Raw genomic sequence first — 11,752 nt, 5'->3', positions numbered from 1 at the left:
TATGCTTAATCGTGATATCAGCACAGATCGCCGCAGGCCAGCCCGCCGCCGCGACCGCCACGAAAGTCGAGTCGCGGCCCGTTTCCGGCATCGCCGCGTCGGCCCGATCGCGCCCGTCAGGCGACGAGCAGGCATCCCTCCAGGCCGAGCAGATGCGCCTTGGCCGACAGCCCGCCGGCGAAGCCGGTCAACCGGCCGTCCGCGCCGATCACGCGGTGGCAGGGCGCGATGATCGAGATGGGGTTGCGGCCGTTGGCGGCGCCCACCGCGCGGACGGCGGCGGGGCGGCCGACGGCGCGGGCGATCTGGGCGTAGCTGCGCGTCTCGCCGAACGGGATGGCGAGCAGCGCCGACCACACCTGCTTCTGGAAAGCGGTGCCGCGAAAATCGAGCGGCACGGCGAACGCCCGCCGCTCGCCGGCGAAGTAGGCGGCGAGCTGCCGCGCCGTCTCGACCAGGATCGGGTGGGTGGCGTCCTCGATGCAGGGCGGCAGGGGCACCCGCCGCGGATCGTCATTCTCCCACAGGATGGCGGCGAGCCCCGCATCGCCGGCGACGAGCGTCAGCGCGCCGACAGGCGAGGGCGTGGTGGTGAAGGCAAGATGCATCTGTCGTCTCCTCGATCGACAGCCCTGTGGCAGCCGGCGACCGGCGGCGCGCCCCGATCCTTGCTCCGGAATCCGAGAAAGGATCAGGGTGAGGCCGGCCGGCGGCTTACGCGTCGTCGCGCCATGATAGCCATCGTGCATTATCGCGCCAGACGTTGGTGCGGCCCGCCTTGGTCTTCGCGGACGAAAGCCGGCGTTCGGCTCAGAAGGTGACGACCACGCTCACGCTGTCCGTATATTGCCCGGCCGGCGGGGTCTGCTGGGCCGGGTTGATCCGGGCGACATAGGGGATCATCTGCGTGGCGGTGATCGCGCCGGTGCCGGTGGCGGCCGCCACCAGCGGGTTCAGCTGATCCCACACGGTCGTACCGTCCGCCCGGTAGATGTTATATTGCAGCACGTTGCCGGCGGCGTCCTTCATCGCCCGCCACGGTCGCGACACGTTGGCGACGCCGCTGGTGAATGCCACGTTGAATGCCGATCCCTTCGTGCAGTCGACCGCCACCGCCTGCGTCACGCCGCTGAATTGCGAGACGAGCGGCGCGGTGCCGAAGCTCACCGCCGGCGCGCTGATGCGACAGTCCCGGCTCACCGTCAGCTGCACCGTCATCGTCGTGGTGCCCGTGCCGATCTCGCCCAGCACGCACACCCCGCCCACGCCGACGCCGTGGCAGATGTCCCACGCCCAGTTCACCTGCACGGTATCGGTGTAGACGCCGGCCGAGATGTTCGGCGATTCGGCGATCGCGGCGTAGATCGGCGGGGCGAACGAGCCGCCGTTCAGGATGCCCAGCAGCGAGAGCAGCGTGGGGTTCATGTAATCCACCGTCGCGCCGCCGTTGAAGGTGGTGGTGCCGGCGGCATCGGCCGACAGCCGGTAGCCGATCGTGTCGCCGCTCGCGTTCCGCAGCTTGAAGCCGTTGGTGCTCGTCATCGTCGCGCGGGCGTAGTTGCTCGCGACGATGCTGATGATCGATCCGTTGCAGGCGAAGGACTGCGGCGCCGTGATCGTCGCGATCGATCCCGAGCGGACATCGTAGGAGGATGCCGGCGCGAAGATGGCCGTGGTGGCCGAGGCGAGCGTGCAGGCGGCCTGCGCCGGCCCGGCCAGCAGCAGGCCGGCGAGCACGGCCAGCAGGCGGAGGATCACCGGCATCGCACCACCCCTAGATCCTGCAGCAACGTGGGATTGGCGGGCACGTCGACATGCGCGCGGCACCGGCCGGCCGGGCCGTTCAGCGCGAGATCGGCCGTGCCGGTGACATCCTCCAGCATCACCACGCCATCCCAGCCCACCACGGTGCGCCGCCCGTCCGGCAGGCTGACGCCGGTGCCCGGCGGCAGCGGCGCGCCGGCGGCGTCGACCAGGCGGGCGGTGGTGGTGGTCGTCTTCGTCACGGTCATGCGGATCACGGCGCCGGCGCCCTCGCGCAGCGATGCCCGCGTCTCCACCAGCCGCGCCTGCGCGCCCACCGGCAGATCGAGCGCGTCGATGGCGAAGCGGCCCGGATGATAGGCGGTCACGCGCGGCACGAACAGCCGTCCGCTGCCGCCTGTCCTGCCGATCAACTGGTTCTCGTAGAGCACCTTGACCTTGGGCGTGCCGGTCGAGACGACGGCAAAGGCATCGGGCAGCGCGTTCGCCAGGAAGATGCCGCCGTCCAGCATCGCCACCGATCCGCTCGCCCCGATCCAGGTGGAGCTGCCGCCCGGCGCGCGGGCGTAGCCGGCCTCCAGCTGGTGGCTCTGCGCGCGCCAGATGCCGCTCGCCTGGCCGGCGAACGTGCCCCGCCCGTCCACCGCGGCATCGGCCGAGAGGCCGAGCCCGCCTTCCGTAGGCACGGATCGCGACACGTTCACCTGGCCGCGCAGAACGCCGCCCGGCTGGCGGCTGAGCCCGGCGCCGGCCGTGCCGTTGCGCCCGAACGGCAGCACCAGGCGCAGCTGGGCGCTGGCGGAGCGGGCGTCGAAATCATAGTCGACCGCGCCGAAGACCGAGAGGCGCCGGCCCACCGGCATCGACAGCGAGGTGGAGGCGAGCCGGGCGCGGCGCCCGTCGCGCGTGCGGCTGTCGATATAGGCCAAGCCGACGCTGCCGATGCCGCCCAGCACCAGGCTGCCGCTGACGCGATCGATCCGCATGCGGCCGCGCCATGTCCTCAGATCGAAGCTGGCGACATCGGCGAAGGCGCCGCTGCGCTGGATATGCTCCACTCCGACGCTGAAGCGACGGCTGGCATAGGCGTAGCCGACCGCCAGCTGCGTGCCCGTCATGCCCTGCCGCCGGCTGACCGCGAGCGAGCCGTGCACCGCCCCCCACAGGCCCGGAGACCAGGCCGCGCCCAACCCGCCCTCGACCATCCCGCCGGCCGTCTCGCCATGCGCCTCGATCGTCAGCCGGGGGGTGGCGCCGTGGCGCAGCGAGGCGGATGCGAGGAGGCGGCCGTAATCGAAAGCGCGAACGCCGTAGCCACGCCTGAGCGCGCCCGCCTCCACCGAGAAGTCGGTGAGGCCCGGGCGCAGCAGCTCGGGCGCCACGTAGAAGGGGATGACGGTGGCGATCTGGCGGCCGACGGCGTCGGTCGTCACGATGCGCGCCTCGCCCGCGCCGTTCACCACCGGCACGCTATCCAGCACGAAGCGGCCGGGCGCGACGTCCACCTGCTGCTGCTGGCGATAGCCGTTGACGAACAGGTCGACGCCCGAGGGCACCGTCGCCTGGCCGGCGAAGCTCGGCAGCGGCACGGTGATGAGGTCCGGCCGCACGCGGAAGTTGCGCGCCAGCTGCAGGCCGCCCACCCGCGCCGCCGTGGTCCACGGCAGCGCCTGGGTGATGAGGTCGCCGGCGGTGAAGGCCAGCGCGCGCGCCTCGTCCACCTGGCGGAAGCGCGTGTCGAAGCGGACATAGCCGTTGCGGCCGAGCGCGCCGACCCGCACGACGCCGGTGTTCGAGAGGCTGCCGAGCCGGCCGAACAGGCGCTGCTCGGTCCACAGCGAGGCGGTGGTCCGGCCGCCGCTGCGCTGCACGTAGAGATCGTAGTTCAGGATCGCGCCGGTATCGACGATCGTGGTCGCCGCCTCGCGCGGCGGCTCGGCGATGTGGCGGGTCGGCAGCAGGGCGGCCGGCACGTCCAGCAGCACGCGCTGGCCGGGCGCATCGTAGGTGGCCGTGAAATCGGTGCGGGCGGCGAGATCGATCCGCCCGGCCCCCGTCACCGCCACGCCCGCGTCGCGCAGCGCCTGCGGCTCGATCCACAGATGCGCGCCATCCTGCACCACGTTGGCGAGCGCGCCGTGCGCCTGCCGGTTCACGACGAGCTCGACGAAGAGCGAGGCGGGGCCGGCGACATCACCGGAGACCGGGATCGCCGGCGCGGCCAGAGCCGGCGCCGCGAAACAGACCGCGAGCGCGACGAGGAGAGCGCGAAGGCGCATGGCGATCGCGTGGCCGCGTCCGCTCAGAAGGTGGGGGCGAGGGTGGTGTCACGGCCGTTCACGCCCACCAGCACCGAACCGGCGCCGCCGCCGGCCGGCAGGGGCACGTGGAACGTGGCGCCGGGCAGCACATAGCCGGCCAGCCCCGCCTTGACGACGCTCTCGCGGCCGTTCGCGACGAGCCGCAAGTCCGTCAGCCGCGCGTGCATCGTGCCGGCATTGGCGATGGCGAGCATCTGGCCGGCCGCGCTCGGCACCACCCGCACGCTGAGCTTGGCCGTCGTTCCCTCCGCCTTGCCGGCATAGGTGAACAGAGGGATCGAATAGCGCATCTGCACGGCCAGGCGGGCGGTCGGCGCGGCGCTGCCATCCGCCGGCGGCGGCGCGGGCAGCTCGTCGATGAACAGGCGGTAGGATCGCTCGGGCACGCCGCCATCGACGGTGCGGCGGATCACCCGCACCAGCTGGCGCTGGCCGGGCGCGACCTGGGTGATCGGCGGGCTGGCGACAACCTCGTCCTGCGGCTCCAGCACGTCCTCGCCCTGAGGCTGCGACCAGCGCAGCGAGCGGACCTGCAGCGTCACCGGCTGATCGCCCTTATTCTCCAGCCACAGGGCGGTCGCCTGCTCCGTACCGGCGATGGTGGGATCCACCGGCCAGATCACGACGGCGCCGGCGAAGGCCGCATCGGGCCGGGCGACGCCGGCAAGGGCGAGGGCGAAGGCGAGAGGGGGAACGAGGCGGTTCATCGATCACTCCGGAATGCAGGGGCGCGTCACCAGCTGAGCGTGACGCGGACCGTATCGGCATAGGCGCCGGCGGCCATCGGACGGGCGAGCAGCGCCCGTCCGCGGATTGGCAGCACCCGCTTGGTGGCGCCGGGGGTGAAGGCCAGCGGCACGCTCTGCGTCGTCCACACCGTGGCGCCGTTGTCGAGCAGCAGCTGGTAGGGGATCGGCGTGCCGCCGGTGCCCGTCGTCGCCAGCCGGCGCACGCCGTTCGCGGCATTGCCGCCGGTATCGGCCGAGAGGCTGGCGGTGATGCCGGGCGTGCACTCGATCGAGATGCCGGCCGCCGCGCTGGAGGCGAGGTTCGCCTCCACATTGCCCTGCGCCACGCCGGAGACGGTGCCGAAATCGATCGTGCCCCACTGGCCGCCGGCGGCGGTAGCGATCACGCACCCGCTGGCGATCCGGGCCGAGACCTGGAAGGACTGGCTGGTCTCGGCCGCGGCCGGCGCGCCTGCGAGCAGGACGGCGAGGCAGAGAATCCGGCGCATCGCGGTCGACCCTTCGCGCCCGTTCACCAGGCCAGCGTCACCTGGACGGTATCGGCATAGCTGCCGGCCGACAGCACCGCGCCGCCGCTGTTGACCCGCGCGAAGATCGGCACGCTGATCGCCGAGGTGGTGGCGGTGCCGAGCGCCAGCTGCTGGCCGATCGTGATCTCGCTGGTGCGCGCCGCATCCGAGAAGAGGCGGTAGGGGACGGTATGGCCGTTCGAGGCGAGGTAGCGCTTGCCGGCGGCGTCGTTCGCGCCCGAGCCGATCGTGAGCGACGGCGTGACGCCGGGCGAGCACAGCACCTGCAGCGTGCCGAGCGCGCCGACGAGCTGGCCGTCGACATTGCCGAAGATGCCCGGCTGATCGGCGAACTGGATCGTGCCTAGCGCGCCGACGTTGGACTGGACGGCGGTGGCGCCGTTCACCACGCAGGCGTTGGTCACGTTCAGCGCGACGGCGATCGTGCCGCTGCTGCTGTCGGCGAGGGCCGGGTTCGCGAACATGCCCATCGCCGTAATCGCGGCGAACAGCGCGGGGCGGATCGAAGTAGAAGCAAAGTCGAGCATGAGTGTCATCCCTGGTTGCTGGGCGCACCCCGCCTTATCGGGGTAAAGGCTTTGTTACCGGCGAGCATGGCCCGATCCGCCATCCGACCAGAGTCTAACGGTCGAAGATGTTTCTCACTTGCAGTTCGGAGGCGTAACGGCCGCGACGATCCTGTTCGTCTCCATTACAATATGTTACGGATCGAGGATCGATCAGGTGGGCTGACACGCACAACTGATCGAGTACCCGACCCCTATTCTACAAGTAGAAAACGACATTTCCGTAGCGGAATGGCGGGTTCGTCGACCTCACCCGGTCGGGTGATGTGGGGCTCTGGCGGCTCCGCTATCCGCCCGGCGAGACGGGCGGCACGTCGCGACCCCGGGCCGCTCCGTCTCACCAATCGGCATGACCGCACGAATCGTGCAGACGTGACGGATTTCATCGAGTCGGCACGGCGATCTACTCACGTGGCCGAGGTCAGCGCCGGCCCTTCAGTTCGCTGCCGGTCAAGCGAACCACATGGATCACGTTGGTGGAGCCCGGCGTGCCGAACGGAACGCCCGCCATCACGATGATGCGATCGCCCGCCTTCGCCATGTTGTGGCGCAGCGCCATGCGCTTGGCCTTGCCGACCATCTCCTCGAAACTGTCCACGTCGCGCGTGTGGACGGCGTGGCTGCCCCACAGCAGGCCCATCCGCCTCGCCGTCTCCAGCTTGGGGGTGAGCACCAGCAGCGGCACCGCCGGCCGCTCGCGCGAGATGCGCCGGGCGGTGGAGCCGGACATCGTGAAGCAGATGATGGCCGCCGCCGATACGGTGCGCGCGATCGATTCCGCCGCCTCGGCCAGTGCGTCGGCGGTGGTCGCATCCGGCCGCGTCTGGGTGAAGTGGATGCGCGCGCCGTAGCTGGGGTCCGCCTCCACCGAGATGGCGATGCGGTCCATCATGGCGACCGATTCCTCCGGCCAGCTGCCGGCGGCCGACTCCGCCGAGAGCATCACCGCATCGGCGCCGTCGTAGATCGCCGTCGCCACGTCCGACACCTCGGCGCGGGTCGGGCTGGGGGAAAGGATCATCGATTCCAGCATCTGCGTGGCCACCACCACCGGCCGGCCCATCCGCCGCGCCATCTCGATGATCTGCTTCTGCACCGGCGGCACCTTCTCGGGCGGGCATTCCACGCCGAGATCGCCGCGCGCCACCATCACCGCGTCGGCCAGTTCGAGGATGCCCTCCAGCCGCTCCACCGCCGCCGGCTTCTCGATCTTGGCGAGCAGCGCGGCCTTGCCGCCGATCAGCCGGCGCGCCTCCGCCACGTCCTCCGGCCGCTGCACGAAGGAGAGGGCGATCCAGTCCGCCCCCTGCTCCAGCGCGAAGGCCAGGTCGGCGCGGTCCTTCTCGGTCAGCGCGGGCAGCGGCACCACCACGTCCGGCACGTTGACGCCCTTGCGGTTCGACAGGGCGCCGCCGACCTCCACCAGCGTATCGATCCGGTCCGCTGTCACGGCGGTGACGCGCAACACCAGCTTGCCGTCGTCCAGCAGCAGCCGGGTGCCCGGCTCCAGCGCCTCGTATATCTCGCGGTGCGGCAGCTCCACCCGGCCGGCGTCGCCGGGGGCCGTCGATCGGTCCAGGACGAACGGCTCGCCCGGCTTCAGCGTCACCATGCCGTCCGCGAAGGTGCCGACGCGCAGCTTCGGCCCCTGCAGATCGAACAGGATGGTGGTGACGCGGCCGAGCTCCTTGTCCAGCGCGCGGATCGCCGCAACCAGCGCCGCCTTGTCGGCGTGGCCGCCGTGGCTCATGTTGATGCGAAAGGCATCGGCGCCGGCGAGGAACAGCTTGCGGATCATCTCCGGCGCGGCGCTGGCCGGGCCGAGCGTGGCCAGCACGCGGACCTTCCGAGCGCGAGGGGCGATCTGGATCATCAAGGGCGTCCCATGATTGCGGAAAGTCGGCGGCCCTGCCTTAGCCGCTCGGGCGACCGCAGGGCAACCGCGCGCAGGGCGATCCGCCGCCCGCCGATCGGTTGCGAAAACCGCCACTTGGCGCTAAGGCGACGCGATTTTTTGCGATTCCTCTCAAACAAAGAGATTTGATGGCCAAGGAAGAACTGCTCGAAATGCGCGGGAGCGTGGTGGAATTGCTGCCCAACGCGATGTTCCGCGTGCGTCTCGAGAACGATCACGAAATCCTCGGCCACACGGCCGGCAAGATGCGCAAGAATCGCATCCGCGTGCTCGTCGGCGACGAGGTGCTCGTCGAGCTGACGCCCTACGATCTGACCAAGGGCCGCATCACCTATCGCTTCAAGTGATCGGCCGCCGCCCATGACCGGCCATCGCCGGTGAGCGGCCCCTGGGCCACGCGCCTAGTCCTCGCCTCCGCCTCGCCGCGCCGGCTCGATCTGCTGGCGCGGATCGGGATCGCTCCCGATCTGGTCGATCCCGCCGACATAGACGAGACGCCCGCCCGCGCCGAGGCGCCGATCGCCCACGCCCGCCGCCTGGCCGCCGCCAAGGCCGCCGCCGCCGCCGCGCGGCACCCCGACGCGGCGGTGCTGGCGGCCGACACGGTCGTCGCCGCCGGCACCCGCATCCTGCCGAAGGCCGAGGACGAGGCGACCGCGCGGGCGTGCCTCTCCCTGCTCTCCGGCCGGCGGCACCGCGTCCACACCGCCGTCAGCCTCGTCGTGCCGGGCGCCGCCGCGCGGCATCGCCTGTCGACCAGCATCGTGGCGTTCAAGGCGCTGACAGCACGCGAGATCGACGCCTATGTCGCCGCCGGCGAGTGGCGCGGCAAGGCCGGCGGCTACGCCATCCAGGGCAGTGCCGAGGGCTGGGTGCGGTTCCTCTCGGGCAGCCACTCGGGCGTGGTGGGCCTGCCGCTGTTCGAGACGCGGGCGCTGCTCGCCTCCGCCGGGATCGCGCTTGGCTGAGTGGCTCTACGAGGCCGGCATCGGCGAGGTGCGGGCGGCGCTGGTGGAGCGCGGCGTCATCCTGGAGGCGCTGATCGAGATCGAGGGCGGCGGGCCGCGGGCCGGCGCGATCGTGCCCGCGCGGCTGGCGAAGGTGCTGGTGCCGGGCCGCCGCGCCATCGTGCGGCTGGAGGACGGCGCGGAAGCGCTGCTCGAACCGATCCCGGCGGGGACGAGCGAGGGGCGCGACCTGCTCGTCGAGATCGTGCGCGAGGCGATCGGCGAGCCCGGCCGGCCGAAGCGGGCGAAGGCGCGCCCGGCCGCCGCCGATGCCGTCGCGCGCCCGGGGCTGCGCCTGCGCGACCGGCTGGGCCGCGACGTGACCACGCTCGATCCGCACGTGCCCGACCGGCTGGAGGAAGCCGGCTGGTCCGAGCTGCTGGAGGAGGCGGCTGGCGGCGAGATCGCGTTCGCCGGCGGCGGCCTACGCCTGTCATTGACGCCGGCGATGACGCTGTTCGACGTGGACGGCACGCTGCCTGTGGCCGAGCTCGCCATCGCCGGCGCCGCCGCCGCCGCGCGGGCGATCCGGCGGATGGATATCGGCGGATCGATCGGCATCGATCTGCCGACCGTCGAGAGCAGGGCCGCGCGGCAGGCCGCCGCCGCCGCCTTCGACGCGCACCTGCCGCAGCCCTTCGAGCGGACCGCCGTCAACGGCTTCGGCTTCCTCCAGGCGGTGCGCCGACGCACCCGCCCGTCGCTGCCCGAACTGCTGCGCGACGATCCGGCCGGCACCGCCGCCCGCGCGCTGCTGCGCCGGGCCGAGCGGGTGCGCGGCGCCGGCACCCGCACGATCCACGCCGCGCCGGCGATCGTGGCCGCGATCGAGCGTCGGTCGGACTGGCTGGAGCAATTGCGCAGGCGAACGGGATCGCCGCTCGCCTTGCGGGCCGATCCCGCGCTCGCCATATCGGCCGGGCATGTCCAGGCCGACCACCCCCTCCGCTGACCGATCCGCGCGCGGCCGCTGCGCCGTGTGCGGCAAGCCCGCCCAGCCCGCATTCACGCCGTTCTGCAGCCAGGGCTGCCGCGACCGCGACCTGCTCCAGTGGCTCGGCGAAGGCTATCGCGTGCCGGGTCGCGCGTTCGACGACGAGGACGCAGAAAAGCCCCGAACCGGGGTGGACAGCGAACGCGACCCGCCTCTATAGGCGCACCTCCGACGCTGTCTGTGCCCAGGTAGCTCAGTTGGTAGAGCACGTGACTGAAAATCACGGTGTCGGCGGTTCGATCCCGTCCCTGGGCACCATCCGGCACCGCCGCTTCGCGCGGATAGCCAGGCGTCTTTCCTCATTTCCGGCGCGCGACCGCCGGCACGCGTCAGGCGCGTGCCGGCCAGATCACGCGGTGCCGCGTCCGATGCCGGTGTAGGTGAAGCCGGCGGCGGCCATTTCGGACGGCCGGTAGATGTTGCGCAGGTCGACCACCACCGGCTCGGCCATCGTCGCCTTCAGGCGCTTGAGGTCGAGCGCGCGGAACTGGTCCCATTCGGTCAGGATGGCGAGCACGGCCGCGCCATCCGCCGCCTCATACGGCCCCTCGCAGAAGGTGATGCCGGAGAGCAGATGCTCCGCCTCCTTGCGGCCTTCGGGATCGAAGGCGTGGACGGTGGCGCCCATGCCGACAAGCGCGGGCACGATGTCGAGGCTCGGCGCATCGCGCATGTCGTCGGTGTTCGGCTTGAAGGTGAGGCCCAGCACCGCGACCTTCTTGCCCTTCAGGTCGCCGCCGGCGGCGGCGGCGATACGCTCCGCCATGGCCTTCTTGCGATCGCCGTTGATCGCCACCGTCGTCTCGATCAGGCGCGTGGGCCGGCCGGCCTCCTGCGCGGTGCGGGTCAGCGCCAGCGTGTCCTTGGGGAAGCAGGAGCCGCCATAGCCGGGGCCGGCGTGGAGGAACTTGCCGCCGATGCGCTTGTCCAGCCCGATGCCGCGCGCCACCTGCTGCACGTCCGCGCCCACCACCTCGCACAGATCCGCCATCTCGTTGATGAAGGTGATCTTCATCGCCAGGAAGGCGTTCGCGGCATATTTGATGAGCTCGCTGGTGCGGCGGCCGGTGTAGAGGATCGGCGATTCATTGAGGTTCAGCGGGCGGTAGATCTCGTTCATCACGGCCTTGGCGCGCTCGTCCTCCACGCCCAGCACAACGCGGTCCGGCCGCTTGAAATCCTCGATCGCGGCGCCCTCGCGCAGGAACTCGGGATTGGAGACGACGGCGAACTCGGCCTCCGGCGCCACCCGGCGGATGATAGCCTCCACCTCGTCGCCGGTGCCGACCGGCACGGTCGACTTGTTTACGATCACGGTGAAGCCGGTGATGTAGCGGGCGATCTCCTCGGCCGCGGCGTGGACGTAGGACATGTCGGCATGGCCGTCGCCGCGCCGCGAGGGCGTGCCGACGGCGATGAACACGGCGTCCGCCGCGCGCACCGACTCGGCGATCTCCACCGAGAAGGACAGCCGCTTCTGCGCCACGTTCTTGGCGACCAGCGCGTCCAGCCCGGGCTCGTAGATCGGCATGATGCCCTGGTTCAGCCGCTCGATCTTGTCCTGCGCCTTGTCGACGCAGGTCACGTCGTGGCCGAAATCGGCGAAGCACGCGCCAGAGACGAGGCCGACATAGCCCGATCCGATCATGACAATCCGCATATGATCCTCTTTCCTTGGCACCCACGCCGCGCGGGCCGGAGACGGCGCCTGTGTATCGGCTCGGCAGTTTACATTCCATATCTTCATTGCGGTGCGATCATGGCTGGCCGAAAGCGGCACACACCGCCATGGACGAGCCGCGGTTTTTCGCGGGTCGGCCGCCACCACGAGGGATCCTGACCAATGCTGCGGCGCAACCAAGGCCGCTCCTTTGCACCGGAGCGGACTGAATCTTGCGAGACCGAC

At 71.2% G+C, this 11,752-nt stretch carries 12 protein-coding genes and 1 tRNA gene; 5 read left to right on the top strand and 8 right to left on the bottom strand.

Features of this window, described 5'->3' with window-relative positions; genetic code table 11:
• Positions 1-116: 116 nt before the first annotated feature.
• The 7 genes from GNT64_RS18305 to pyk form a co-directional block, all read right to left on the bottom strand.
• Positions 117-608 carry a methylated-DNA--[protein]-cysteine S-methyltransferase gene (locus GNT64_RS18305; protein ID WP_156680826.1) on the bottom strand — a complete coding sequence of 164 codons (492 nt, stop codon included), beginning with the start codon at positions 606-608 and terminating at the stop codon, positions 117-119.
• 202 nt (positions 609-810) lie between these two features.
• Positions 811-1,764, bottom strand: coding sequence for a Csu type fimbrial protein (locus GNT64_RS18300; protein ID WP_156680825.1), 954 nt, complete (start codon positions 1,762-1,764; stop codon positions 811-813).
• Entirely contained in the window at positions 1,755-4,043 is a 2,289-nt protein-coding gene (locus GNT64_RS18295) for a fimbria/pilus outer membrane usher protein (protein ID WP_156680824.1), read from the bottom strand. The genes GNT64_RS18300 and GNT64_RS18295 overlap by 10 nt, the downstream gene beginning before the upstream one ends.
• A gap of 23 nt (positions 4,044-4,066) precedes the next feature.
• A complete protein-coding gene (locus GNT64_RS18290; RefSeq protein WP_156680823.1) occupies positions 4,067-4,792 on the bottom strand; it encodes a fimbrial biogenesis chaperone in 726 nt (241 codons plus the stop codon).
• 26 nt (positions 4,793-4,818) lie between these two features.
• Positions 4,819-5,322, bottom strand: coding sequence for a Csu type fimbrial protein (locus GNT64_RS18285; protein ID WP_156680822.1), 504 nt, complete (start codon positions 5,320-5,322; stop codon positions 4,819-4,821).
• Between the two features lie 23 nt (positions 5,323-5,345).
• On the bottom strand, positions 5,346-5,891 hold the full coding sequence (locus GNT64_RS18280) for a Csu type fimbrial protein (protein WP_197277093.1): 546 nt from the start codon (positions 5,889-5,891) through the stop codon (positions 5,346-5,348).
• A 460-nt stretch (positions 5,892-6,351) separates the two neighbouring features.
• Positions 6,352-7,803: a pyruvate kinase gene (gene pyk, locus GNT64_RS18275; protein ID WP_197277092.1), complete on the bottom strand. Its 1,452-nt coding sequence runs from the start codon at positions 7,801-7,803 to the stop codon at positions 6,352-6,354.
• Between the two features lie 170 nt (positions 7,804-7,973).
• Between pyk and infA the strand changes: the two genes are divergently transcribed.
• The 5 genes from infA (at position 7,974) to GNT64_RS18250 (ending at position 10,104) form a co-directional block, all read left to right on the top strand.
• On the top strand, positions 7,974-8,192 hold the full coding sequence (infA, locus tag GNT64_RS18270) for a translation initiation factor IF-1 (protein ID WP_107967729.1): 219 nt from the start codon (positions 7,974-7,976) through the stop codon (positions 8,190-8,192).
• Between the two features lie 30 nt (positions 8,193-8,222).
• Positions 8,223-8,813, top strand: coding sequence for a Maf family protein (locus GNT64_RS18265; RefSeq protein ID WP_156680819.1), 591 nt, complete (start codon positions 8,223-8,225; stop codon positions 8,811-8,813).
• Positions 8,806-9,804 (top strand): ribonuclease, encoded by a 999-nt coding sequence (locus GNT64_RS18260; RefSeq protein ID WP_156680818.1) that lies wholly within the window; start codon positions 8,806-8,808, stop codon positions 9,802-9,804. Before GNT64_RS18265 ends, GNT64_RS18260 begins: the two co-directional genes overlap by 8 nt.
• Positions 9,776-10,006 (top strand): DNA gyrase inhibitor YacG, encoded by a 231-nt coding sequence (locus GNT64_RS18255; protein WP_156680817.1) that lies wholly within the window; start codon positions 9,776-9,778, stop codon positions 10,004-10,006. Before GNT64_RS18260 ends, GNT64_RS18255 begins: the two co-directional genes overlap by 29 nt.
• A 22-nt stretch (positions 10,007-10,028) precedes the next feature.
• Positions 10,029-10,104 (top strand) — tRNA-Phe (locus GNT64_RS18250).
• A gap of 91 nt (positions 10,105-10,195) precedes the next feature.
• Here GNT64_RS18250 and GNT64_RS18245 read toward each other — a convergent pair.
• Positions 10,196-11,506, bottom strand: a complete 1,311-nt coding sequence (locus GNT64_RS18245; protein WP_156680816.1) for a UDP-glucose dehydrogenase family protein — start codon at positions 11,504-11,506, stop codon at positions 10,196-10,198.
• Positions 11,507-11,752 lie beyond the last annotated feature (246 nt).

It is taken from the genome of Sphingomonas profundi (assembly GCF_009739515.1).
Taxonomy (GTDB): Bacteria; Pseudomonadota; Alphaproteobacteria; order Sphingomonadales; family Sphingomonadaceae; genus Alterirhizorhabdus; species Alterirhizorhabdus profundi.
The sequence above is the reverse complement of the archived record's forward strand: the minus strand, read 5'-3'. Positions and strand labels throughout refer to the sequence as shown.

What these genes read in the sequence shown, in the direction of transcription:
- GNT64_RS18300 (WP_156680825.1), bottom strand. Translation starts at nt 1,764, where the DNA reads ATGCCGGTGATCCTCCGCCTGCTGGCCGTGCTCGCCGGCCTGCTGCTG.
- GNT64_RS18280 (WP_197277093.1), bottom strand. Translation starts at nt 5,891, where the DNA reads ATGCTCGACTTTGCTTCTACTTCGATCCGCCCCGCGCTGTTCGCCGCG.
- GNT64_RS18285 (WP_156680822.1), bottom strand. Translation starts at nt 5,322, where the DNA reads ATGCGCCGGATTCTCTGCCTCGCCGTCCTGCTCGCAGGCGCGCCGGCC.
- pyk (WP_197277092.1), bottom strand. Translation starts at nt 7,803, where the DNA reads ATGATCCAGATCGCCCCTCGCGCTCGGAAGGTCCGCGTGCTGGCCACG.
- infA (WP_107967729.1), top strand. Translation starts at nt 7,974, where the DNA reads ATGGCCAAGGAAGAACTGCTCGAAATGCGCGGGAGCGTGGTGGAATTG.
- GNT64_RS18255 (WP_156680817.1), top strand. Translation starts at nt 9,776, where the DNA reads ATGTCCAGGCCGACCACCCCCTCCGCTGACCGATCCGCGCGCGGCCGC.
- GNT64_RS18290 (WP_156680823.1), bottom strand. Translation starts at nt 4,792, where the DNA reads ATGAACCGCCTCGTTCCCCCTCTCGCCTTCGCCCTCGCCCTTGCCGGC.
- GNT64_RS18245 (WP_156680816.1), bottom strand. Translation starts at nt 11,506, where the DNA reads ATGCGGATTGTCATGATCGGATCGGGCTATGTCGGCCTCGTCTCTGGC.
- GNT64_RS18295 (WP_156680824.1), bottom strand. Translation starts at nt 4,043, where the DNA reads ATGCGCCTTCGCGCTCTCCTCGTCGCGCTCGCGGTCTGTTTCGCGGCG.
- GNT64_RS18305 (WP_156680826.1), bottom strand. Translation starts at nt 608, where the DNA reads ATGCATCTTGCCTTCACCACCACGCCCTCGCCTGTCGGCGCGCTGACG.